The 22,494-nt window shown below is 75.6% G+C and carries 22 protein-coding genes; 4 read left to right on the top strand and 18 right to left on the bottom strand.

What is annotated here, in order from left to right; translation table 11 throughout:
* The 8 genes from ACYVKY_RS02470 to ACYVKY_RS02505 form a co-directional block, all read right to left on the bottom strand.
* A partial coding sequence (locus ACYVKY_RS02470) for an SPFH domain-containing protein (protein ID WP_460433407.1) occupies positions 1 to 436 on the bottom strand: 436 nt, incomplete at its 3' end.
* 325 nt (positions 437 to 761) lie between these two features.
* Positions 762 to 2,024 (bottom strand): lytic transglycosylase domain-containing protein, encoded by a 1,263-nt coding sequence (locus ACYVKY_RS02475; RefSeq protein ID WP_460433408.1) that lies wholly within the window; start codon positions 2,022 to 2,024, stop codon positions 762 to 764.
* A 239-nt stretch (positions 2,025 to 2,263) separates the two neighbouring features.
* Positions 2,264 to 2,746 carry an SsrA-binding protein gene (gene smpB, locus ACYVKY_RS02480; RefSeq protein WP_460433409.1) on the bottom strand — a complete coding sequence of 161 codons (483 nt, stop codon included), beginning with the start codon at positions 2,744 to 2,746 and terminating at the stop codon, positions 2,264 to 2,266.
* A 22-nt stretch (positions 2,747 to 2,768) separates the two neighbouring features.
* A complete protein-coding gene (locus ACYVKY_RS02485; protein ID WP_460433410.1) occupies positions 2,769 to 4,046 on the bottom strand; it encodes a peptidoglycan DD-metalloendopeptidase family protein in 1,278 nt (425 codons plus the stop codon).
* Positions 4,047 to 4,080: 34 nt separating this feature from the next.
* Positions 4,081 to 4,998: a permease-like cell division protein FtsX gene (gene ftsX, locus ACYVKY_RS02490; RefSeq protein ID WP_460433411.1), complete on the bottom strand. Its 918-nt coding sequence runs from the start codon at positions 4,996 to 4,998 to the stop codon at positions 4,081 to 4,083.
* 66 nt (positions 4,999 to 5,064) lie between these two features.
* A complete protein-coding gene (ftsE, locus tag ACYVKY_RS02495; RefSeq protein ID WP_460433412.1) occupies positions 5,065 to 5,760 on the bottom strand; it encodes a cell division ATP-binding protein FtsE in 696 nt (231 codons plus the stop codon).
* Between the two features lie 64 nt (positions 5,761 to 5,824).
* A complete protein-coding gene (gene prfB / locus ACYVKY_RS02500; protein WP_460433413.1) occupies positions 5,825 to 6,952 on the bottom strand; it encodes a PCRF domain-containing protein in 1,128 nt (375 codons plus the stop codon).
* A gap of 36 nt (positions 6,953 to 6,988) precedes the next feature.
* Entirely contained in the window at positions 6,989 to 7,369 is a 381-nt protein-coding gene (locus tag ACYVKY_RS02505) for a hypothetical protein (RefSeq protein WP_460433414.1), read from the bottom strand.
* 167 nt (positions 7,370 to 7,536) lie between these two features.
* Between ACYVKY_RS02505 and ACYVKY_RS02510 the strand changes: the two genes are divergently transcribed.
* Positions 7,537 to 9,123 (top strand): amidase, encoded by a 1,587-nt coding sequence (locus tag ACYVKY_RS02510; protein ID WP_460433415.1) that lies wholly within the window; start codon positions 7,537 to 7,539, stop codon positions 9,121 to 9,123.
* A gap of 15 nt (positions 9,124 to 9,138) precedes the next feature.
* On the opposite strand, the gene ACYVKY_RS02515 is transcribed toward ACYVKY_RS02510, so the two are convergent.
* From ACYVKY_RS02515 to ACYVKY_RS02545, 7 genes are all read right to left on the bottom strand, one after another.
* Positions 9,139 to 10,101, bottom strand: a complete 963-nt coding sequence (locus ACYVKY_RS02515) for an LLM class oxidoreductase (RefSeq protein WP_460433416.1) — start codon at positions 10,099 to 10,101, stop codon at positions 9,139 to 9,141.
* A gap of 20 nt (positions 10,102 to 10,121) precedes the next feature.
* Positions 10,122 to 10,817 (bottom strand): AIM24 family protein, encoded by a 696-nt coding sequence (locus ACYVKY_RS02520; protein WP_460433417.1) that lies wholly within the window; start codon positions 10,815 to 10,817, stop codon positions 10,122 to 10,124.
* A 29-nt stretch (positions 10,818 to 10,846) separates the two neighbouring features.
* Positions 10,847 to 11,014 (bottom strand): hypothetical protein, encoded by a 168-nt coding sequence (locus ACYVKY_RS02525; protein ID WP_460433418.1) that lies wholly within the window; start codon positions 11,012 to 11,014, stop codon positions 10,847 to 10,849.
* 133 nt (positions 11,015 to 11,147) lie between these two features.
* Positions 11,148 to 11,321, bottom strand: a complete 174-nt coding sequence (locus ACYVKY_RS02530) for a hypothetical protein (protein ID WP_460433419.1) — start codon at positions 11,319 to 11,321, stop codon at positions 11,148 to 11,150.
* Positions 11,322 to 11,365: 44 nt separating this feature from the next.
* Positions 11,366 to 11,794, bottom strand: coding sequence for a WhiB family transcriptional regulator (locus ACYVKY_RS02535; RefSeq protein WP_460433428.1), 429 nt, complete (start codon positions 11,792 to 11,794; stop codon positions 11,366 to 11,368).
* Between the two features lie 274 nt (positions 11,795 to 12,068).
* Complete coding sequence (locus ACYVKY_RS02540) at positions 12,069 to 12,347, bottom strand: hypothetical protein (protein WP_460433420.1); 279 nt, start codon at positions 12,345 to 12,347, stop codon at positions 12,069 to 12,071.
* Positions 12,348 to 12,482: 135 nt separating this feature from the next.
* Positions 12,483 to 14,627 (bottom strand): ATP-dependent DNA helicase UvrD2, encoded by a 2,145-nt coding sequence (locus ACYVKY_RS02545; RefSeq protein WP_460433421.1) that lies wholly within the window; start codon positions 14,625 to 14,627, stop codon positions 12,483 to 12,485.
* Between the two features lie 71 nt (positions 14,628 to 14,698).
* On the opposite strand from ACYVKY_RS02545, the gene ACYVKY_RS02550 reads away from it, so the two are divergent.
* On the top strand, positions 14,699 to 14,959 hold the full coding sequence (locus ACYVKY_RS02550; protein WP_460433422.1) for a thioredoxin domain-containing protein: 261 nt from the start codon (positions 14,699 to 14,701) through the stop codon (positions 14,957 to 14,959).
* 11 nt (positions 14,960 to 14,970) lie between these two features.
* A complete protein-coding gene (locus ACYVKY_RS02555) occupies positions 14,971 to 15,606 on the top strand; it encodes a nucleoside/nucleotide kinase family protein (RefSeq protein WP_460433423.1) in 636 nt (211 codons plus the stop codon).
* A 10-nt stretch (positions 15,607 to 15,616) separates the two neighbouring features.
* Here the strand turns inward: ACYVKY_RS02555 and nudC are convergent, their stop codons facing one another.
* Positions 15,617 to 16,531 carry an NAD(+) diphosphatase gene (gene nudC, locus ACYVKY_RS02560; RefSeq protein WP_460433424.1) on the bottom strand — a complete coding sequence of 305 codons (915 nt, stop codon included), beginning with the start codon at positions 16,529 to 16,531 and terminating at the stop codon, positions 15,617 to 15,619.
* Positions 16,532 to 16,578: 47 nt separating this feature from the next.
* Here nudC and ACYVKY_RS02565 point away from each other — a divergent pair, with 47 nt between their 5' ends.
* Positions 16,579 to 17,496 (top strand): macrolide 2'-phosphotransferase, encoded by a 918-nt coding sequence (locus tag ACYVKY_RS02565; RefSeq protein WP_460433425.1) that lies wholly within the window; start codon positions 16,579 to 16,581, stop codon positions 17,494 to 17,496.
* Here the strand turns inward: ACYVKY_RS02565 and ACYVKY_RS02570 are convergent.
* Both ACYVKY_RS02570 and ACYVKY_RS02575 read right to left on the bottom strand, forming a co-directional pair.
* Positions 17,493 to 20,864, bottom strand: coding sequence for an ATP-dependent helicase (locus tag ACYVKY_RS02570; RefSeq protein WP_460433426.1), 3,372 nt, complete (start codon positions 20,862 to 20,864; stop codon positions 17,493 to 17,495). The two genes, ACYVKY_RS02565 and ACYVKY_RS02570, sit on opposite strands and share 4 nt — an antisense overlap.
* Positions 20,861 to 22,494 (bottom strand): RecB family exonuclease (locus tag ACYVKY_RS02575; protein ID WP_460433427.1); only part of this gene is annotated, 1,634 nt, incomplete at its 5' end. The genes ACYVKY_RS02570 and ACYVKY_RS02575, both read right to left, overlap by 4 nt.

The following is a 22,494-nucleotide window of genomic DNA, read 5'->3' on the forward strand; positions in this document are numbered from 1 at the left end:
CGTCGCGCAGCGCGACCTCCTCGACGGCGAGCCCGACGCCGGCCGCCGCGGCCTGCTCCGAGGCCGTCAGCGCGGGCGTCGCCTGCCCGCGGGCCGCGACGACGTCGGCGAGCACCCGCTCGGCGACCCAGTCGCGCACCGCGAGCTGGACGGCGAGCCGGAGCCGCTCGGCCGGGTCCTGGGCGCGGTCGAGGAACGCGACCGCGTCGGCCACCCGCCACCGGGCGAGCGCCGACACCTTGACGCCGGGGACGTCGGCCGCGGCGACCTCCTGCCCCGTGACGCCGAGCAGCCGCTCCCGCAGGTCGACGACGTCGACCCGGCGCCGCCACCACGGCCGCACCAGCCGGTGCCGTCCCGCCTCGAGGACGGCGCGCACCTGCGCGTCCTTGCGCACCACCGCCACGAAGCCCTGCTCCACCGTGATCGTCGCCATGCCGTCCACCTCCTGCCGTCCCGTCCGGTCGTCGTGCTCGGTCGCTGTCGTGACGACGACCGCCGAGCCGGTACCGGCCGCGGGGACGGGTCTGCAGCAACCGGTCCGCAGGGCGGACGGCACCACCCGGCGGACCGGGCGTGGTCGGCGGTCGTCGCGCGGGGAACAGCGGAGTTGAACCGCAGCAGGTTGACAGCCTGTGGCACCGACGCCGGTTCCGTCACGCACGCGCGGGACGAGGACCGGTGACGACCGGCTCGCCGCTCGTGACAGCACCCCCAGGGTGCGTCGTGCGCGCGCCTGCGGTCCAACGGTTTTCGCGACGCTATGGCGTGGCGGTCTCCGTCGGGGGCGTGCAGGTCGGCGGCGTCGTCGGCTCGGTCGGGCTCGGCGTGGGCTCGCCCGTCGGCGGCGGCGTGTCCGTCGGGCACGGCGGGCAGGGGTCGACCGGCGGCGCCGGCTCGCCCGTCGGCGGGGCCGTCGGGTCACCCGTCGGCGACGCGGTCGGCACCGTGCAGGTCGGGGACGGCGACGGGTCCGTGGGCGGCGTCGTCGGCTCACCCGTCGGCGGCGCGGTGGGGGTCGGGCCGGACGTCGGCGGCGCCGTGGGCGAGGCGGTCGGCGGGGCGGTCGGCGCCACCGTCGGGGACGTCGTCGCGGTCGGGGACGGCGCCGGACCGACCGGCAGCACCGGTGCCGTGCCGGTGGCGTACGCCCGACCGATGGCGAGCACCAGGGCCACGTACTCGTCGCTGCGGTTGTAGCTGAACACCGCGGCCTGCAGGCCCTCCTCGGTGGACAGGTCGCGTCCGCCGGAGCACAGGTACCGGCCCGCGGCGAGCGCGGTGTCGTCGATGTCGTGCACGTCCTCGCGACCGTCACCGTCGCCGTCGGCGGCCCAGCGCGCCCAGGTGGACGGGATGAACTGCATCGGCCCGACCGCGCGGTCGTAGGTGGTGTCGCCGTCCATGGCGCCGCCGTCGGTGTCGAGGATGGTGGCCACCCCCGGCCGGCCGTCGAGCGGGATGCCGATGATGCGCGGCGACGAGGTGCCGTCGGCGAGCAGCACCGCGCCCGCGAACTGGCCGTGGCCGGACTCGACCCGGCCGATGCCGGCGAGCAGCCACCACGGCAGCCGGCAGGTCGGCTGCTCGGCGGCGAGGGTGGCCTCGGCCGCCTGGTAGGCGCGCAGCGCGACCTCCGGGATGCCCGAGGCCGCCATCGCGGACGGGTTCAGGACGGTGCCCGGGCCCTCGATCTCGAGCGGGGTGAGGTCGAGCAGGGCCCCGAGGTCCTCGACCACCAGCCGTTCGCGGGCGGCGACGGGGACGGCCGCCGCCGGGCCGAGGCCGCCGCCGATGCCGACCGCGTCGGCGTCCTCGACGAGGCGCACGCCCGAGGAGCCGGTCAGCGGGCCGAGCACGAGGAAGGGCCAGAGCACCGAGGCGACGACGAGGCCCACGACGGCCGGACCGCGGGCCCACCGGCGGGCGCGCGCCGCGCGTGCGGGGGCGTCCGCCCCGGTGGACGAGCGCGGCCGCATCCCGAGGTGGATCACCCGCGGCTGCCGCTCGGCGGGGGTGGGCACGGTGCTGCTCCTCGGTCGTCGAGGCCCCCCGAGGGGCCCTGGCCTGTAGACCCTCGCACGATCCGCGCCCGGAGTGAACCCCGGGGGTGCACCGGAGGGAGACGGGGGGAATGTCCGGGACGAGATGGGACAGGTCGGACGGAGCCCGAGGAGCGGCTCAGACGGGCCGGCTCAGACGGCCGGCTCAGACGGGCCGGCTCAGACCGGCCGGCTCAGACGGGCCGGCTCAGGCGGACCGGTCAGCGCCGACCCCGCTTGAACTGGTCCGACATCGCGCGCGCCGCCTCGCGGTTGTCCTGCTGCTCGCGCAGCGTGTGCCGCTTGTCGTACTCCTTCTTGCCCCGCGCCATCGCGATCTCGACCTTGGCCCGGCCGTCCTTGAAGTACAGCGACAGCGGCACGATCGTGTAGCCCTTGTCGTTCGACCGGGACGCCAGCTTGACGATCTCCTCGCGGTGCAGGAGCAGCTTGCGCTTGCGCCGCGGGGCGTGGTTCGTCCAGGTGCCGTTGAGGTACTCGGGGATGTGGACGCCCTCGAGCCAGGCCTCGCCACCGCCGTCGACGCTCGCCCAGCCGTCGACCAGCGAGGCGCGACCCATCCGCAGCGCCTTGACCTCGGTGCCGGTCAGCACCAGGCCGGCCTCGAAGGTCTGGTCGATGTGGTAGTCGTGCCGCGCCTTGCGGTTGCTCGCGACGAGCTTGCGGCCTTGCTCCTTGGGCATCCCCCGAGTCTACGGAGGAGGGCTACAGGTACCCCATCGGATTCACCGGGGTGCCGTTGACGCGCACCTCGAAGTGCAGGTGGCAGCCGGTCGAGGACCCGGTGGTGCCGACGTACCCGATCAGCTGGCCGCGGGCGACGCCGCCGCCGCGCACGGCGTACCCGGACAGGTGGTTGTACGTCGTCGCGAGCCCGCCGCCGTGGCTGACGATGATGCGGTTGCCGTAGCCGCCGCCCCAGCCGGCCGAGACCACGGTGCCGTTCGCCGCGGCGTACACCGGGGTGCCGCAGGCCGCGCCGAAGTCGGTACCCGCGTGCAGCCGCCGGCTGCCGTAGATCGGGTGGATGCGGTACCCGAAGTGCGAGGTGATGTAGCCGTCGACCGGGCGCGACAGCGAGCCGTTGCCGCTCGGCGGCGGCGTCGAGCGCCCCGCCTCGCGGGCGCGCCGCGCCTCCTCCTCGGCGATGCGGCGCAGCTCGGCCTCGAGCGCCGCCTGCTCGGCCGCGTAGGCGGCCATCTTCGCCTGCTCCTCGGCCTTGCGGGCCTCGATCGCGGCCGTCTGCTGGGTCTGCTGGGCGAGCAGGTCGGCGACCTGGCGGCGGTGCAGGGCGGCGTTGGCGCGCGCGGTCTCGGCCGCGGCCAGCGCCTCGGCCGCCTGCTGCTTCAGGTCGGCCACCTCGACCTCGACGGCGTCGAGGCGGGCCTGGGCGTTCACCTGCTCGGCCTTGCGCTCGTTCAGGTCGTTCAGGGCCCCGACCCGCGAGCGCAGCACCGTGTCGGCGAGCGTCGAGCGGGTCGCGAAGTCGTCCGGGCTCTGCGCGCCGAGGACGATCGACAGCTGCGGGTTCGCCACGCCGGACCGGTAGACCTGCCCGGCGAGCCGGCCGATGTCGCCCTCGGTCCTCGCGATGTCGGCGGCGCTCGCGTCCAGCTCGGCCCGGGCCTGCTGCTGGGTGGTGCGGGCCGCCTCGAGCCGGACGGCCAGGTCGGCGTCGGCCTGCTCGGCGGCCGCCTCGACGACCAGGGCGGAGTCGAGCGCCGCCTGCGCCTCCGGCAGCCGGGCCTGGGTCTGCGCCAGGGCGGTGTAGGCGGCCTGGAGCTCGGCGGACGTGCCGGCCAGCGCCTCCTGGAGCTCGGCGATCGCGCCGTCGACCTCGCGCTTGCGCTCGCGCGGGTCGGCCCCGGCCGCCGTCGGCGTCGCCACCACCAGACCGGCCGCGCACACCGCGACGGCGGTGCACGCGACGACCGCGCGGGCGAGCAGCCCGAGCGGGGCGGCTGCCGCGGGACCTGGACGCATGGACGACTCCTGGGGGAAGGCGGGAGCGGTGCTGTTACACCCTGAGGGATCGGGCCAGACTCACCAAGGACGACACGCAGGCGACGACGATGCCGACCACGAACAGCTGCCACGCGGACGCCCACACGGCCGAGGTGTCGATGTAGGTGACGATCGGCAGCTCGACCCGCAGCACCCCCTGGACGAGGAACTGCACGATCAGCCAGAGCATGAGCACCGCCAGGGCCGCCCCGATGGTGACGGCGACGATCCCCTCCAGCAGGAACGGCAGCGCGAGCATCGTCCACGACGCCCCGACGTACCGCATGATCTCGAGCTCGCGGCGCCGGCTCACGGCCGCGAGCCGGATGGTGGTGAAGACCAGCAGCATCGCCGCGACGACCATCACGACGGCGAGCGCCATCGCCGTCCAGGTCGCGTACTCGAAGACGCGGAAGACGGGGTCGAGCAGCTCCTGCTGGTCGACGACCTCTTCGACGCCGGGCACGCCGGTGAAGTACTGGGCGATCACCTCGTAGCGCTCGGGGTCGACGAGCTTGACCCGGAACGACTCCGGCATCTGCTCCTCGGTCACGTTCGCCGTGATCGCGGGAGTGTCCTTGAACTGGTCGAGGAAGCGCGCGAAGGCCTCCTCGCGGTTCTCGAAGAACACCTCCTCGACGTACGGCGCCAGCTCGGGCGACTCCAGGCCGGCGCGCACCTCGTCCTGGACCGTCTCGTCGGCCGGGCCGGCCGCGCACTGGGTGGCCTCGCTGTCGGCGGTGCACAGGAAGATCGAGACCTGGACGCGGTCGTACCAGTAGCTCTTGGCGCTGTCGATCTGGCGCTGGAACAGCAGCCCGCCGCCGAAGAAGGTCAGCGACATCGAGGTGACGATCACCACGGAGACGACCATCGCGACGTTGCGCGACAGCCCCTTCCACAGCTGCTCGAGGATGAACTGCGCTCGCATCGGGGGAAGCCTCTTCGGGTCGCGGGGTGGGGCGCGGGGTGCGGGTGGTCGCGGGCGGGTCGGGCGTCAGGCCTCGCGGGTGAGGCCGTACACGCCGCTGGCCTCGTCGCGCACGACCCTGCCGTCCTTGAGCTCGACCACCCGCTTGCGCATCTGGTCGACGATCTCGTCGTCGTGGGTGGCCATCACGATCGTGGTGCCGGTGCGGTTGATCCGGTCGAGCAGCTTCATGATGCCGACCGAGGTCGTGGGGTCGAGGTTCCCGGTGGGCTCGTCGGCGAGCAGGATGTCGGGCCGGTTCACGAACGCGCGGGCGATGGCGACGCGCTGCTGCTCGCCGCCGGACAGCTCGTGCGGACGCCGCTTCTCCTTGCCGCCGAGGCCCACGAGCTCGAGCGTCTCGGGCACGGTCTGGCGGATGCTGTGCCCGGAGCGGCCGATCACCTGCAGGGCGAACGCCACGTTCTCGTAGACGGTCTTGTTCGGCAGCAGCCGGAAGTCCTGGAACACGATGCCGATGCGGCGACGCAGGTGCGGCACCTTCCAGGCGCTGAGCGACTGCAGGTCGCGGCCGGCGACCAGCACCGACCCCTTGGTCGCCATCTCCTCGCGCAGCACCAGCCGCAGGAAGGTGGACTTGCCCGACCCCGAGGAGCCGACCAAAAAGACGAACTCGCTGCGGTCGACCTCGACGCTCACGCCCGACAGGGCAGGACGGTGCTGCAGGTCGTAGTGCATCGTCACGTCGTCGAACCGGATCACGGGGATCGAGCATACGTGCGCGACCCGGACGTACCGGGACGCCGCCGGGCGTGCGTGTCGGGCGTCAGCCCGCCGCGGCCTCCGCCGCCTGCTCGCCCTGCTTGCGCCAGCGGATGCCGGCCTCGAGGAACTCGTCGATGTCGCCGTCGAACACGCCGCTGGTGTTGCCGACCTCGTGCTCGGTGCGCAGGTCCTTGACCATCTGGTACGGGTGCAGGACGTACGAGCGCATCTGGTTGCCCCACGAGCCGGAGTCGGCGCCCTTGAGGGCGTCGAGCTCGGCCTGGCGCTCCTGGCGGGCGCGTTCGAGCAGCTTGGCCTGCAGCACCCGCATCGCCGCCGCCTTGTTCTGCAGCTGGCTCTTCTCGTTCTGGCAGGACACCACGATGCCGGTGGGGATGTGGGTGAGCCGGACCGCCGAGTCGGTGGTGTTGACGCTCTGGCCGCCCGGGCCCGAGGAGCGGAAGACGTCGACCCGCAGGTCGTTCTCGGGGATCTCGATGTGGTCGGTCTCCTCGACCTGCGGCAGCACCTCGACGCCGGCGAACGAGGTCTGCCGGCGGCCCTGGTTGTCGAACGGGGAGATGCGCACCAGCCGGTGCGTGCCCTGCTCGACCGACAGCGTCCCGTAGGCGTACGGCGCGTCGACCCGGAAGGTGGCGGACTTGATGCCCGCCTCCTCGGCGTAGGAGGTGTCGTAGACCTCGGTGGAGTACCCGCGGCGCTCGGCCCAGCGCAGGTACATGCGCAGCAGCATCTCGGCGAAGTCGGCGGCGTCGACCCCGCCGGCCTCGGCGCGGATGGTGACGAGCGCCTCGCGCTCGTCGTACTCGCCGGACAGCAGGGTGCGCACCTCGAGCTCGCCCAGCGCCTTGCGGACCGAGCGCAGCTCGGTCTCGGCCTCGGCGAGGGTGTCGGCGTCGCTCTCCTCGGCGGCCAGCTCGGCCAGCACCTCGAGGTCGTCGATGCGCGAGCCCATCCGCTCGACCCGGTCGAGCTCGGCCTGCTGGTGCGACAGCGCGCTGGTCACCTTCTGGGCGGCGTCCGGGTCGTCCCACAGGTCCGGCGCGGACGCCTGCGCCGACAGGTCCGCGATCCGCGCGCGCAGCGCGGCCAGGTCGCTGACCTCGACGATGGAGTCGTAGGTCGTGCGCAGGGCCCTGATCTCGGCAGGGAAGTCGACGGCAGCCACGACGGTCGATCGTACTCGCCCGGTGGCCGCCGGCCGTCAGCGTGGTGGCTGGTGCGGCCCGGGGTAGCCGCCCGGCGCCGGTGGGCCGTAGACGCCCGGCACCGGCGGGACCGGCGCGACCGGCCGGCGGCGACCGGCCAGCATCCCGGCCGCCATGAGCACCGCGCCACCCACGACGCCCGCGACGGCGACCGTCGCGTAGAGGATCGCGGTGGTGACCTCCTGGACGTGCGAGCCCGAGGTGGTCGGCCCGGTGCACGAGGTCGCGGTGTCGCTCGTGGTCACGCAGTTCAGGGTGATGCTCCCGCTGATCGCACCCGGGGCGCCCGCGTACCAGGCCTCCCACAGCAGCAGCAGCCCGCTGCCGACCCCCACCACGAACAGCAGCGCACCCAGCAGCCACGCGACGACGCGCACGTCCCCCACCCCCTGTCCGCAGGGGCCCCTCCCCCGCGCGGGCGACATCCTGGCAGGTCCGGCGTCCCCGAGGCCCTTCCGCCACACAGGTCCGGTGTGGTCCACTCGACCGGTTCGTCCGGGTACGGGGGCCCTGCAGACCCGGCGGTGCGCGCGAGGAGTGAGCCATGAGGCCGACCCGAACCCTGCTGCTGGTCGCCGTGGCGGCCTCGGTGGCCGTCACCGGCCTGGTGGCGCCGGCCGGCGCCGCGCGACCCACGCCGCAGACCTCGGCCGTGCTCGCCGACCTCGACGCGGCGACGATCCCCGACATCCAGCGCGAAATGCGCCGCGGCACGCTCGACTCCGCCGCCCTGACGCGCGCCTACCTCGACCGCATCGCGGCCCTGGACGGCGACCTCAACGCGGTGCTCGAGGTGAACCCGCGCGCGCTGGGCGAGGCGCGCGCGAGCGACCGGCACCGCGCGGCGTACGGGCAGCGCAGCCAGCTCGAGGGCGTGCCCGTGCTGCTCAAGGACAACATCGACACCCGCGTGCAGGGCGCGACGGCGGGCTCGCGCGCGCTGCTGCAGAGCCGTCCGGACGACGCCGCGATCGTGCGGCGCCTGCAGGAGGCGGGTGCGGTCGTCATCGGCAAGGCGAACCTGTCCGAGTGGGCCAACTTCCGCAGCGAGATGTCGTCGAGCGGGTGGTCCGCGGTCGGCGGGCTCACCGGCAACGCCTACGTGCTCGACCGCAACCCCTGCGGGTCGTCGTCGGGGTCCGGCGCGGGCGTCGCGGCCTCGTTCGCCCAGGTGGCCATCGGCACCGAGACCAACGGCTCGATCGTGTGCCCCGCGGCGGCCAACGGCGTCGTGGGCGTGAAGCCGACGCTCGGCCTGGTGAGCCGCGACGGCATCGTCCCGATCTCGGCGGCGCAGGACACCGCCGGGCCGATGGCGCGGCACACGGTCGACGCCGCGATCACGCTGTCGGTGATCCAGGGCCGCGACCGGGCCGACGCGGCGACCAGGGAGATCCCGGCCGGCCAGACCCGCGCGTACCAGCGCGAGCTCGACGCGGGGTCGCTCGACGGCGCGCGCATCGGCGTCTGGCTGCGGGGCGCCAGCGGCTCGCCCGAGTCGGACGCCGTCACCGAGCAGGCGGTCGCCGCGATCGAGGCCGCGGGCGGCACGGTGGTCGACGTCGAGCTGCCGTACCAGGACGTCGTCGGCGCCGACGGCTACGCGGCGCTGAAGTCGGAGTTCGTGCGCGACCTCGACGCCTACCTGCAGGCCACCCCCGGACGCCACCCGCGCTCGCTCGAGGAGCTGGTCGCCTTCAACGAGCAGGACCCCGAGGAGCTGCGGTACTTCGACCAGGGCATCTTCGAGATGTCGCTCGCCGCCCCGCCCGCCGGGTCGCCGGAGCACCTCGCGGCGCGCGAGCGGGCCACCTCGTCGGCCCGCGCGTCGATCGACGAGACGCTCGCCGCCCAGGACCTCGACGCCATCATGGCGCCGACCAACAGCCCCGCGTGGGTCACGACGCTGGGCCAGGGCGACGCGTTCGTGTTCGGCACGTCCGGCCCCGCCGCGGTCGCCGGCTACCCGAACGTGACGGTGCCGGCCGGGTACGCGGGCGAGCTGCCCGTCGGCGTGAGCTTCTTCGGCGCCCGCTGGTCCGACGCCCAGCTGCTCTCGTACGCCTACGCCTTCGAGCAGCAGACGCAGGTGCGCCGGGCGCCGCAGCTGCTGCCGACGGTCGGCCCCTAGGCGGGCAGGCCGGGGTCAGGCGTCGCGCAGGCGGGTGACGAGCCCGTCGAGCTCGCCCACCTCGCCCACCATCACCGAGGTGACGCCGAGCTCCTCGCGGCACCGCAGCAGCTTGTCGGCGAGCTCGCCGAGCGACCCGACGAACACGTGCGGGCTCTCGCGCAGCATCGCGACGTCGACGTGGGTGTCGGCGCGCGCCGCCAGGCTCGCGGCGAGGTCCTCGAGGTACGGGGTCGGGTCGTCGGTGACGGTGATCGGGTGCATCGACGGGTAGACGTTCAGCTCGAGCTCGGAGAACCGTTCTCCCGCAGCGGCCTTGACCCAGGAGATCTTCTCCGCCGTCCCGGCGAAGGTGATGCTCGCCGGGTCGGCGACGGGGCCGCCGTCGACGGCCGAGCGCCGCAGCCGCGGCGCGAGCCCGACCGTCTGCGCCCGGGCCGCCGCCAGCTCGAGCGTCGCGCGCCCGCCGCCGCCGACGAAGAACGGCGGGTGCGGCCGCTGCACGGGCTTCGGCATCGCGTCGTACCCGCTGACGCGGTAGTGCTCGCCGTGGTGGTCGAACGGGCCGTCGGCGAAGCACCCGGCCAGCACGTCGAGCGCCTCGACCAGCCGGTCCTGGCGCACCCGCACGGCGTCGAACGGCAGCCCGACCGCCTCGTACTCCGCGCGGTTCCACCCGGCCCCGATCGCGACCTCGACGCGGCCCTCGCTCAGCACGTCGAGCGAGGCGAGCTCCTGCGCGAGCACCGCCGGGTGGCGCAAGTCGTTGTTCAGGACGAACGGCGAGACCCGCAGCGTGGTGGTGGCCGCCGCGGCCACCGCCATGGCCGGCACCGGCGCGAGCTGGTCGATCAGGTGGTCGGGGAAGACCAGCACGTCGATGCCCGACGCCTCCGCGCGGCGGGCGGTCTCACCGAGCGTCCTCGCCGAGGCCGCGGCGCGGGCCTCGGCGAGGAAGCGGAACGGCTTGTGGGGCACGGGGTGTCGGACCCGTCGACTCAGCCGAAGAGCTGACCGCCGCCGCTGCCGGCGGGCATCGGGGCACCCTCGCTCGGCTGGACGACGACGAAGCCGGGGCCGTGGAAGGCGAGCTGGAAGTTCTCGCCCGAGCCGCGCCCGATGAGGGCACCGAGACCGGCGGTGCGCACGACGCCCGGCACCAGGTTGGCCGACCAGCCGAGCACGGCCTGCGGGTCGACGAACACCGGCTGCTGCGAGCAGTCCATCAGCATCGGAGGGCCGTCGGAGGTGATCGCGACCGTGCCCCGGCCCTCGATCACGGTGTTGAACAGCCCGGCCGACGCCATCGCACCGGCGCCCTGCACGCGCTTGATGTCCCAGTTCAGCGACGAGTCGAAGGCCAGCAGGTTCGCGCCGCCGATGCTGATCGCGTCGCCCTCGAGCTCGATCATGAAGATGTTCTCGGCCAGCCGGGCGAAGTAGCACAGGCCCCCACCGCTGACCCGCATCAGCGGGGCGTCGTCGGAGCTGATCATGCGGCGCAGCAGGCGTCCCATCGAGCCCGAGCCCTCGTGCGCGAAGGTGAGCTGGCCGGTGTAGGCCACCATCGCGCCCTTGGCGGCGAGCACGTCGGGGCCGAGGCCGACGCGGAGCATCTTGTCGCTCTGCAGGGCCCAGCGCTCCTGCGAGGTCAGCGGTGCGGTGTGCTTGGCGTCGAACAGTGCGCTGCGCAACGGATCTCCCCTGGTGTCCGGTGGTGGAGCTACCACCACTCCTCGTCGAGCTTGCCCTCGATGCTGCGCATGTTCGCACGGGCGCACGCCTCGCACACCCACCTGGTGCGACCCCGCTCGATGCCGGCCGACCAGCCGAGCGGCGGCGGGTCGGACGGCGAGCGGGTGCCGCAGCGCTGGCACACCACCTCGGGCACGCCGCGAGCCTAGTGCCGCCGGGCCGCGACGGCCCCGGGAACGTCCGACCCGGGAACGACGACGGACCCGGCCGAGCCTGGGCTCGGACCGGGTCCGTCGGGTGGGCGGGTCGCGCCGCAGGTGCCGTCTCGCTCAGACGGCCACCAGTCGGGCGGCGCGACCGGCCCGGAGCAGCGCCTTCTCGGCGAGGCGCTCCTGGCGCTGCGCCCGGCGCTGCGCGAGCAGGGCCCGCGCGAGGCGGTACCGCTCGGCGTCCAGCCGGTCCTCGCGCTGTCGCGCGCGGGCCAGCACGGCCTGGTCGTACATGTCGGTCTCCTTGCTGCTGTCACGGGCGGTGGTGGACGTCCGGCTCAGGCGACGAGCTCGTCGTCGCGCTGGGCCGGGACGGCCGAGATGCGGTAGCCGGCCGCCTCGACGAGGCGGACGGCCGCCTCGTGGGCGGTGCGCTGCGCCGAGGCGGGCTCGGTGTAGCGCGGGTCGTCCTTGCGGGGACGGCCACGGGGCCGCTTGCGGGCGACCACGACGCCGTTCTCGAACAGCTCGCCACCCCAGACGCCCCACGGCTCGCGCCGCTCGAGCGCACCGGCGAGGCACGCGGTCGCGGCCGGGCAGTCGCCGCACAGCGACTTGGCGAGCTCGACCTCGGTCGGGGTGTCGGCGAACCAGAGCTCGCCGTCCTCCCGCTGGCACGGGGTCGCGCGCACCTGCGGGGTCGCGGTGCGGGTGGTGGTGTCGTCGTGGTCCGTCTCGTGCTCGGTCTGCACGAGCCGGTCGAGCAGTGCCGCGAGCTGCATCGCGGGCACCTCCTCCGGGTTCGGGCCACGGTGGTGGCCGGAGCGGGTCGTCCGGTGGGACGTCTGGCTGGTGGGGCTGGTCCTGCTGGTCTGGCTGGTCACTGCTGATCCCCCGTGTCGGGTGGTGGTCGGTCAGCTGTGCGGCGACCCGGTGTCGGAGCGCCTCGTGGAGGGACGAGAAAGGCCGCGGTCCCCCTGCTGGGGGTCCGCGGCCTGGTGGCTCCGGGTGGGTCGACCTGTGGTCGACCACGTGGTCGACCTAGGTCTGCCGGATGCCTCCAGGCGAGACGGACCCCGCGAACGGGACGTAGCCCAGGGCGGGCTGGCTGCCGATGACGGCGACGGGACGGATGCGGGCGGCGCCGAGCTCCGAGAAGCCGGCCTTCGGGGTCTCACCGGTGTGAGGACGCACCTGTCCCCTGGTCACCTGCAGATCGCCCTGGACGCACCGCGTCCCCAGGAGCACGGAGGGGTCCTGGACGCCGGCACGCGACAGCACGGACATGTCTCGCATCGTCACGTTGCTCGTGGTCTCCATCGTGGTCCCCCTCCTCTCCCGGTGTCGCCGGCTCGTGTGCCACTCACGTCCGGTCGCGCGTACCAGCCCGCTCCGGGCTGTGGGTCGAGGTTAGAGGGGCGGGCGCGCGGGGGGCAACGCCATTAACGGCGAAACTCAGGAACTTTTCTGGGCGACCACCGCGAGCACCTGCTCGCCGTAGCGCTCGACCTTGGTGCGGCCGATGCCCGAGATCTTCAACAGCCCTTGTGCGTCAACGGGTCTCGCGAACGCCAGCGCCTCGAGCGTGGCGTCGGTGAAGACCACGTAGGCCGGCACCTTCTGCTCCTTCGCGACCTCGGCCCGCCACTCGCGCAGCGCCTCGAACAGCGCCTCGTCGTGGTCGGGCGGGCAGGTGGAGCAGCGTCCGGTCTTGCGCTCGACCGCCGTGGACAACCGGGTGCCGCACCCGCGGCAGGCGGTGTGCAGCGAGGACCGGCGGGCACGCCGGCGGGCCGCGGCACCCTCGTCGGCGGCGGCCCGACGGCCCGGCCCGCCGCCCGCGAGGCCGTCGAGGAAGCGCGACCTGCGCCGGGTCGAGCGGGCACCCGGGGTGCGGGCGCCGGCCCACGACAGGACGAGCCGCTCGCGCGCCCGGGTGATGCCGACGTAGAGCAGACGGCGCTCCTCCTCGACCTGGTCGGGCGAGTCGGCGGCGAACGAGATGGGCACGAGCCCCTCGCTCAGCCCGACGATCGCCACGACGTCCCACTCCAGGCCCTTGGCGGCGTGCAGCGACGACAGCGTGACGCCGTCGACCGCCGGGGCGTGCTGGGCGGCGGCGCGCTCGTCGAGGTCGGCGACCAGGTCGGGCAGACGCGCGTCGGCCCGGACGGCGGCCAGGTCGTCGGCGAGCACGGCCAGCGCCTGCAGCGACTCCCACCGCTCGCGCACGGCGCCGGTGCCGGTGGGGGGTTCCGGGGTCCAGCCCGACCCGCCGAGCACGGCGCGCACCACCTCGCCGAGCGGCTCGGAGCCGTCGTCGGCGCGGGCGGCACCGCGCAGCAGCAGGATCGCCTGGCGCACCTCCTGGCGCTGGAAGAAGCGCTCGCCGCCGCGCACGAGGTAGCCGACGTCCTTGTTCGCGAGCGCCTGCTCGATCGCCTCGGACTGGCCGTTCGTGCGGTACAGCACCGCGATCTCGCGGGCCGGGGTACCGGCCTCGATCAGCTGCCGGATGCGCCCGGCGACCCACTCGGCCTCGGCGACGTCGTCGGCGTGCTCGACCACCTCGGGCTCCGGCCCGGACGGGCGCTGGGCGACGAGCTCGACCCGGGCGGTGCGGGCCGAGGCCGGCGCGCGGTCGAGCACGCCGTTGGCGAGCGCGACCACCTGCGGGGTGGAGCGGTAGTCGCGCACCAGCTTCACCAGGGCGGCCTCGGGGAAGCGGCTGCGGAACTGCAGCAGGTGCCGCGGGTCGGCCCCGGCGAAGGAGTAGACGGTCTGGCTGGCGTCACCCACCACGCACAGGTCGTCGCGCTCGCCGAGCCACAGGTCGAGCAGGCGCTGCTGCAGCCCGCTGACGTCCTGGTACTCGTCGACGACGAACTGGCGGTACTGCCCGCGGACGGTGGCCGCGATGTCGGGCCGGTCCTCGAGCACCCCGGCGGTGAGCAGCAGGACGTCCTCGAAGTCGATGACGCCGCGGTCGGTCTTCAGCTCCTCGTACCCGCGCAGCAGGCGGGCGACGGTGAGGGCGTCGAAGCCGCCGACCGAGCGGCCGGCGCGCTGGGCCGCGGCCGGGTAGTCGTCCGGGTCGACCATCGAGACCTTCGCCCACTCGATCTCGGCGGACAGGTCGCGGACGGCGGCGCGGTCGACCTGCAGCCGCAGCCGCGAGGCGGCCGCACCGACGAGCGGGGCCTTGTGGCCGACCAGCTCGGGCAGCGGGCCGCCGACCGCCTGCGGCCAGAAGTACTGCAGCTGGCGCAGCGCGGCGGAGTGGAAGGTGCGGGCCTGCACGCCGCCGACGCCGAGGTCGCGCAGCCGGGTGCGCATCTCACCGGCCGCGCGCGCGGTGAACGTGACGGCGAGCACCTGCTGTGGCACGTAGCGCCCGGCGTGCACGCCGTAGGCGATGCGGTGGGTGATGGCGCGGGTCTTGCCCGTGCCGGCGCCGGCGAGCACGCACAGCGGCCCGGTGAGCGTGGTGGCGACCTCGCGCTGCTCGGGGTCGAGCGCCTCGAGCATCGCGTCGGCGCGGCTCGCGGTGTCGGCGCCGCTCACGTCGACGTCGCGGACGGTCTGGCTCACCCGCCCCATCCTGCCCCGCGCCCCCGACAGCGCCACCCCCGGGCGGAACAGCCGTCCGGCCCGCGTGGTTCAGTGCTGGCATGAGTACCCCGACGCTGCCGGCCGCCGGCACCGTGACGATGTTCAGCACCACCTGGTGCGGCTACTGCCGCGTGCTCAAGCAGGCGCTCGACCGCGAGGGCATCGCCTACGCCGAGGTGAACATCGAGCAGGAGCCGGGCGCGGCCGAGTACGTCCAGGAGGTCAACGGCGGCAACCAGACGGTGCCGACCGTGCTGTTCCCGGACGGCTCCGCGCTGACCAACCCGTCGCTGGCCCAGGTCAAGGCGGCCCTGGCCTGACCTCCCCCCGGGTGCGCCCGGTCTCCCCCGACGTCCTCGCGGACGAGGTGGCCGACCGGGCCCTCGGCGTGCTCGCGTCCGGACGCGCCTGCGCGCGGGTGGGTGTCGACGCCGCGGTCCCGGACGACGCGCGCACCCTCGCCGACCTGGTGTCGGGGCGGCTGCGGGCGCACGGGCGGGCCGTGCTGCGGGTCTCGGCGGCCGACTTCCTGCGGCCGCGCTCGGTGCGGCTCGAGCTCGGCACCCGCGACCCCGACGCCGGCTACGAGCGCTGGTTCGACCACCTGGCGCTGCGCCGCGAGGTGCTCGACCCGCTCGGCCCGGACGGCGACCTCACCTGGCTGCCGACGCTGTGGGACGAGGCGCGCGACCGCGCCACCCGCGCCGCGCGCGAGCGGGCGCCGGCCGGGAGCGTCCTCGTGCTCGACGGGACGTTCCTGCTGCGCTGGGAGACCGCCGACGCCCTCGACGTGGGCGTCCTGCTGCTCGCCGGCGACGCCGCGCTGGCCCGGCGGCTGCCCGAGGACGACGTCGAGCGCGTCACCGGCGCCTGGCACCGCTACCTCGAGGAGACCTGGCCCGACCAGCGGGCCGACGTGCTGGTGCGCGCCGAGCACCCCGACCGCCCGGCCGTCGTCGAGGCCTGACGCCAGCGATCTAGCGCCAGGTGCCGGACTCGGGGAGCGGGCCGCCGTACCAGTGCTCGACCAGGCGGCGGGCGATCGAGATGCCGCTCGGGAGCAGCACCTCGCCCGCGGCCGCCAGGTCGCGCAGCTCGTCGCGGGTGAACCAGCGCGCGTCGGTGACCTCGTCGTCGTCGACGGTGATCTCGGTGCTCGTCGCGACGGCGGAGCAGCCGATCATCAGGGACGCCGGGAACGGCCAGGGCTGGCTGCCGAGGTAGGTGACCGGGCCGACGACCACACCGGCCTCCTCGTGCACCTCGCGGCGCACGGCGTCCTCGAGCGACTCGCCCGGCTCGACGAACCCGGCCAGGGTCGAGAACCGGCCGGGCGGCCAGGTGACCCCGTGGCCCAGCAGGATCCGGTCGTCGGCGTCGCGGACGGCCATGATCACGGCCGGGTCGGTGCGCGGGTAGTGCTCGGAGCCGTCGGCGGTGCAGGTGCGGGTCCAGCCCGAGGAGGACGCCGTCGTCGGGGCGCCGCAGCGCGGACAGCGGGTGTGGGTGGCGTGCCAGTTCGCCAGCGCCTGCGCGGTGGTGAACAGGCCGGCGTCGCGGTCGTCGAGCTCGCCGCCCACCTCGCGCAGCGTCCGCCACGCCTCGCCCGGCTCGTCGTCGCCCGGCTCGCACGCGGCCAGGTGGTCGCGGCCGTCGGCCGAGCGCCCGAGGTACGCCCACACCGCCTGCTCGCCCACGTCGGACCGGTCGGCGTCGAGCACCAGCGCGGTGCCGGCCGTCAGCGCGCGGTCGCCGCGCAGCCGGACGACGGCGGTCGCGGGGTCGGCCCGCAGCCGGTCGAGCAGCTCGGGGTCGGTGCGCAGGTGGGCCTCGCGGTCGACACCGGAGCGGGCCAGCAGCAGGTGGCCCAGCGGGCCGACGTCCGGGCGCACCTCGCCACCCTACGGCGGGTCGGCGGACGGGGCCGTACGGTGGTCCGGTGCCTCGTTCGCCCCTCGTCCTCGCCGCGCTCGCCAGCGCGGCCGAACCCGGCCTCGTCCCGGTCTCGACCCGCCCGACCACGTCCGAGGGCGGCGACTACGACACGGCGGTGGTCACCGACGACCGCGGCCGGCACTGGATCGTGCGGGCGCCGCGGCGCACCGCGGCGGGGGCGGCGCTGGAGTCCGAGCGCGCCCTGCTGGCCCGGCTGCGCGGCACCGGCCTGCCGTTCGCGCTGCCCGACCCGCGCCGCACGGTCGACCTGCCCGAGGGCGGCCGCGCGATGGTCTACCCCTACCTCGACGGCACCCCGCTGCACCCCGGCGACCTGGCACCGGGCCCGGGTCTGGCACCCGCGCTCGGCCGCGCGCTCGCGGCGCTGCACGACCTGCCCCGCTCGGTCGTCGAGGACGCCGGGCTCCCGTCGTACTCGGCCGACGAGTACCGCACCCGGCGCATCGCCGAGCTCGACGAGGCGGCGGCCACCGGGCACGTGCCGAGCGGGTTGCTCACCCGCTGGGAGAAGGCGCTCGAGGACGTCGGCCTGTGGCGGTTCCAGCCGACGGTCGTGCACGGCGACCTCGCGGCCGAGCACGTGCTGGTCGACGGCACCGAGGTGGTCGGCCTGGTCGACTTCGGCGAGGCCAAGGTCGCCGACCCCGCCGACGACCTCGCCTGGGTGGCCGTCGGCGCCGACGAGAAGGCGCTCGACACCGTCCTCGAGGCGTACGCCGTCGCGCTGACCGACCAGCCCGACCGCCACCTCGCGCAGCGCGCCCGGCTCGCCGGCGAGCTGGCCCTGACCCGCTGGCTGCTGCACGGAACGCGCACCTCCGACCAGGTCGTGGTCGACGACGCCGTCGGCATGCTGCGCGAGCTCGACGGCGACGTCGGCGGCACCCCGCTGCAGGGTTAGCCGTCCTGCGGGACCGCCCCCAGCACCTGCTCGAGCAGCTCCTGGTCGCCCTCGTCGTCGAGCCACACCGTGCGCCCGGCGGCCACGTGCACGAAGGCTGCCCGCACGTCGGACGGCGGCACGCCGTGCAGCCGCGCCCACGCCAGCCGGTACACCGCGAGCTGCACCCGGGCGGCCCGCAGGTCGTCGCCGGTCGGCACCCCACCGGTCTTCCAGTCGACGACGACGAAGCGCGGGCGGCCGTCCGGACCGGTGCCGTCGCGGAACACGGCGTCGATGCGGCCGCGCAGCACGGTGCCGGCGACGGCGGTCTCGAGGTCGACCTCGACGTCGAGCACCTCGCGGGTCGCCCACTCGCTCGCGAGGAACGCCTGCCGCAGCGCCTCGAGCTGCGGGGGCGCTGCCTCGTCGGCGTCGCCACCGGCCAGCTCGTCGAGGTCGAGGAGGGCGTGCGAGCGCAGGTGCTGCTCGACCCACTCGTGGAACGTCGTGCCGAGCCGGGCCTGCTCGCGCGGCTCGACCGGCACCGGGCGGCGCAGCGCGAGGGCGAGCTCGGCCGGGTCGCGTGCGAGCCGCACCGCCCGCGAGGCCGACAGGTGCTCGGGCAGCACCACCTCGGTCGCCCCGCGGCGGAGCACCTCGCGCTCGGCGAGCAGCCGGTCGACCTCGTCGGAGAGCGCCGCCACCTCGCCGTCGGCGGGGACGAGCGCGAGCTGGCCGAGCTCCTCGGCCCCCCGGGCGACCCGGACGGCCTCGGCCGCGCGCCGCAGCACCTCGGCGCCGGGGTCGGGTGCCGGCGGCCACGGCGCCACCGGCTGCACCGCCTGCAGCGGGTTCGGGCCCTCGGGCACGGCGTCGAGCCGCTCGGGGGTGCAGCCGACCAGCTCGGCACGCGCGTCGCCGGACAGCGCGGCGACGGCCTCGAGGAGGAACCGGCTCGGGCGCAGCGCCTTCTGCCGGGTGCCCCACGACGCCCCGCTGAGCAGCAGCCGGGCCCGGGCGCGGGTGACGGCGACGTAGGCCAGCCGCCGCTCCTCCTCGACCTCGTGGCTGCCGCAGGCGAGCTTGTGCTCGGCGACCGCCGCCTGGGCCTCCTTGAGGTGCGCGACCGACCGCCACGGGAAGGTCGGCAGGGCGCCCGCGTCGCCGCGCAGCTCGTAGGGCAGCGTCCCGATCGGGGTGAGCCAGCCGGACGCGGAGTCCTGCCCCTTGCTCGTGCGGCCGGCGGGGAACTTCTCCTCGACCAGCCCGGGCACCGCGACGACGTCCCACTCCAGGCCCTTGGCGGCGTGGACGGTGAGCACCTGCACCGCGTTCGGGTTCACCTGCACCTCGTCGAGGACGCTGGCGGCGTCGTCGTCGTGGCCGGTGACGTCGGTGGTGTCGGCCTGCTCGAGCCCGCGCTCGCGGGTCTCGGCGGCGCGCAGCCAGGCGAGGAACGCCCCGAGCGACGGCCGCTCGGACGAGTCGTGGAAGCGCGCCGCGACGTCGGCGAAGGCGTCGAGCTGCGCCCGGGCCGCGGGCGCGCCCGGCGCACCTCCTGCTGCGAGCTCGACGTCGAGCAGCAGCGCGCGCTCGACCTCGACCACCAGCTCGGGCAGCGACAGGTCGACCGCGCCCCGCAGGCGGCGCAGCTCGCCCGCGAGGTGCTGCAGCCGCTCGCGCGCCGCCGGTGAGAACGCGTGGCCCGCCGGGCTGGTCCACCCGGGGGGCGGCAGCGCGTCGAGCGCCTCGACGACCGACGACTCGTCGACGACGTCGGGGTCGTGCACCGGCTGGTCGCCCTCCCCCGCGTCGCGCGCGCTCGCGCGCTGCTCGTCGTCGGGACGGACGAGCCGGCGCGCCCAGGCGCCGAGGGCGACGAGGTCGCGCGGACCGAGCCGCCAGCGCGGTCCGGTGAGCAGCCGGACGAGCGCGTCACCGCGCAGCGGGTCGTGCAGCACCCGCAGGGTCGCGACGACGTCGGCCACCTCCGGACGGTGCAGCAGCCCGCCGAGGCCGACGACCTCGACGGGAACCCCCCTGTCGCGCAACGCCTTCTCGATCGCCGGGAACTGCGCGCGCTGCCGGCACAGCACCGCGACCGTGGTGGCCCCCGGACCCGCCCAGACCTCGCGGAGCCGGTCGGCGAGGTCGGCGACCTCGTCGTCGGTGGTGTCGTGCCAGGCGACCCGCACCACGCCCTCGGGCGCCTCGGCGCGCGGCCGCAGCGGCTGCACAGGCACCCCGCCGGCGGCCAGCGGCGCCGACACGGCGTTGGCGAGGTCGAGCACGACCCGGGGGTTGCGCCACGACGTCGAGAGCCCGTCGACCCGGGCCGGCGCACCGGTCGCGTCGCGGAAGGTGTCGCGGAACGCGGTCAGATTGCCCGCGCTCGCCCCGCGCCACCCGTAGATCGACTGGTGCGGATCGCCGACGGCCGTGACGGCGTGCCCGTCGGCGAACAGGCTCGACAGCAGCGCGAGCTGGGCGTGCGAGGTGTCCTGGTACTCGTCGAGCAGCACCACCGCGTACTGGGCCCGCTCGGCGGCGGCCACCTCCGGCACCCGGGCGAGCCGCGCGGCGAGCGCGACCTGGTCGCCGAAGTCGAGCACGCCGAGGTCGCGCTTGCGCGCCGCGTAGGCCTGCAGCAGCGGCACCAGGGCGCGGCGGGTGCGCAGCGACCGCAGCACCTTCCCGAGGTCGGTCGACACCCCGGGCACGGCCGCGGCGCCACCCTTGTCGTCCTTGGGCAGCGACAGCAGCCTGGCCTCGACGGCGTCGACGAGCGCGGCCAGGTCGGCGGGGTCGCGCAGGTGCTCGGCGCACTGCCCGGCGAGGGCGAGCACCGCGCCGACGAGGGTGTCGAGCGCGTAGTCGACCTCCTCGAGCGCGGTGGCGTCCCACGACTCGACGACCTCGTGGGCGAGCTGCCAGGTGGCGGCCTCGCCGAGCAGGCGGGCGCCCGGCTCGAGCCCCAGCCGCAGGCCGTGGTCGGCCACGAGCGAGGCGGCGTAGGCGTTGTAGGTGGCCACGCGCGGCAGCGCGTCGGGCGCCGCAGGCGCGGCCGGGTCGGGGGCGTCCCGCTCGCGGGGGCGCACCCGGGCGAGGGTGCGCAGCCGCCGGGTGAGCCGCTCGGACAGCTCGCCGGCCGCCTTGCGGGTGAAGGTGAGCCCGAGGACGGCGTCGGGCGCGACCAGCCCGTTCGCGACGAGCCAGACCACCCGCGAGGCCATCGTCTCGGTCTTGCCGGAGCCCGCGCCGGCGACCACGAGCTGGGGGGCCAGCGGCGCCTCGACCACGGCGGCCTGCTCGACCGTCGGGGGCGGCAGGTCGAGCAGGCGGGCGACCTCGGCGGCGGTGCGCGCCGGCGCCGCGACGACGGTCACCGTGCACCCCCGGGCACCAGCTGCTCGCCGTCGGGCTGGGCCGGGCACGACGAGCGCACCGGGCAGCGGTCGCAGTCGCCGCTGACCCGCGCCTCGAAGGCGGCGCCGGCCATGCCGTCGGCCGCGCGGGCCACCATCGTCCGGGCCCACGCGGGGTCGTCGGCCCGCGCGGGCGGGGGCTGGGTCTGCACGGACACCGACTTCGCGTCCTTGCGCCCGAGATGCACCAGACTCGCGCCCCCCGGCTCGTGGTCGCCGAACGCACCCTCCTCGACGGCCACCTGGTAGGCGCCGAGCTGCGGGTTCGCCACGATGCGGTCGGCGGTGGGCGGGTACTTGGAGGTCTTCAGGTCGACGACGAGCAGGCGCCCGTCGTCGTCGCGCTCGAGCCGGTCGACGCGGCCGGTGAGCACCGCCCGGCCGACCTGCACGCGCAGGTCGAGCTCGGTGCCGACCAGCGTCGCGGCGTGCTCCTGCAGGTAGCCCGCGAGCAGCCCGACCATGCCGCGCGCCCGGGCCTCCTCCTTGCGCCCCACCCACCCCTGGAGGCCGAGTGCGGGCCAGCGCCGGACCAGCTCGTCCTCGAGCCGCGCGCGCAGGTCGTCGCGGTCGAGATCGCCTGCCACTGCGGCCATCTCGTGGGCGAGCGCGTGCACGATCGAGCCGACGCCGGCCGCCGTGCCGGAGGCGCCGTCCTTGCCGCCGCTGGTCTCGAGCAACCAGCGCAGCGGGCAGCCCTCGAACTTCTCGATGGCGGACGGCGACACCGTGACGCGCGCGTCGTCGGGCTGCAGCGGGGCGGTGTCGGACAGGTCGGTGCCGTACCAGCCGGCCGGGTCGGCACCTGGCACGCCCTCGTCGGCGAGGCGCGCCAGCAGGGCCGCCAGCTCGGCGACGAGCGCGGTGTCGTCGCGCGAGACCGCCTGCAGCAGACGGGCCCGCAGGTCGGCGACGACCGCGCGCAGGGACGTGGTGCGCGGCACCGGCGTCAGCCGGCGCTCGTCGACGCCGTCGGGCAGCGGGTCGACCAGGTCGACGAACGGCGACGGCACGTCGTCGGCGTCGCGCACCGCCGTGACGACGAGCCGGTCGCGCGCCCGGGTGACGGCGACGTGCAGCATGCGCAGCTCGTCGTGCTGCACGGCCAGCCGCGCCGCCCGCACCCGCGCCTGCGCCTCGAGGTGCACGCCCGCGACGGCGTCGACGAGGTCGGGGGCGCCGAGCAGCGAGCCGCGCAGCCGGGTGTTCGGCCACACGCCGTCCTGCACGTCGCAGACGACGACCAGCCGCCACTGCCGCCCGACCGCCGACTGCGGGGTGAGGACGGCGACGGCGTCGTGCTGCGGCGCCCGCTCGGCGAGGGTGTCGGACGGCACGTCCTGCTGGCCGAGGGTGTCGAGGAACGACTGCGCCCCCGCCCCGGGCAGCCGCTCCGAGAACCGCTGGGCGGCCTCGAAGAGCGCCACGACGGCGTCGAGGTCGCGGTCGGCCCGCCGGCCCCGGCGCCCGCCCTCGAGCGCCGCGGCCCGCCACCGCTCGCCCAGCCCGGAGGCGCCCCAGAGCGCCCAGAGCAGCCGCTCGGCGGACGGACCCGCCGCCGAGCCGGCACCGGCCACCTCGCGCCGCCCCG

The sequence above is a fragment of the Angustibacter speluncae genome, assembly GCF_054777815.1.

Excerpts from the sequence above, each read along its gene's own strand:
- smpB (WP_460433409.1), bottom strand. The coding sequence starts at position 2,746 with ATGCCCAAGGAGCAAGGCCGCAAGCTCGTCGCGAGCAACCGCAAGGCG.
- ACYVKY_RS02485 (WP_460433410.1), bottom strand. The coding sequence starts at position 4,046 with ATGCGTCCAGGTCCCGCGGCAGCCGCCCCGCTCGGGCTGCTCGCCCGC.
- ftsX (WP_460433411.1), bottom strand. The coding sequence starts at position 4,998 with ATGCGAGCGCAGTTCATCCTCGAGCAGCTGTGGAAGGGGCTGTCGCGC.
- ACYVKY_RS02510 (WP_460433415.1), top strand. The coding sequence starts at position 7,537 with ATGAGGCCGACCCGAACCCTGCTGCTGGTCGCCGTGGCGGCCTCGGTG.
- ACYVKY_RS02530 (WP_460433419.1), bottom strand. The coding sequence starts at position 11,321 with ATGTACGACCAGGCCGTGCTGGCCCGCGCGCGACAGCGCGAGGACCGG.
- ACYVKY_RS02540 (WP_460433420.1), bottom strand. The coding sequence starts at position 12,347 with ATGGAGACCACGAGCAACGTGACGATGCGAGACATGTCCGTGCTGTCG.
- ACYVKY_RS02545 (WP_460433421.1), bottom strand. The coding sequence starts at position 14,627 with ATGGGGCGGGTGAGCCAGACCGTCCGCGACGTCGACGTGAGCGGCGCC.
- ACYVKY_RS02550 (WP_460433422.1), top strand. The coding sequence starts at position 14,699 with ATGAGTACCCCGACGCTGCCGGCCGCCGGCACCGTGACGATGTTCAGC.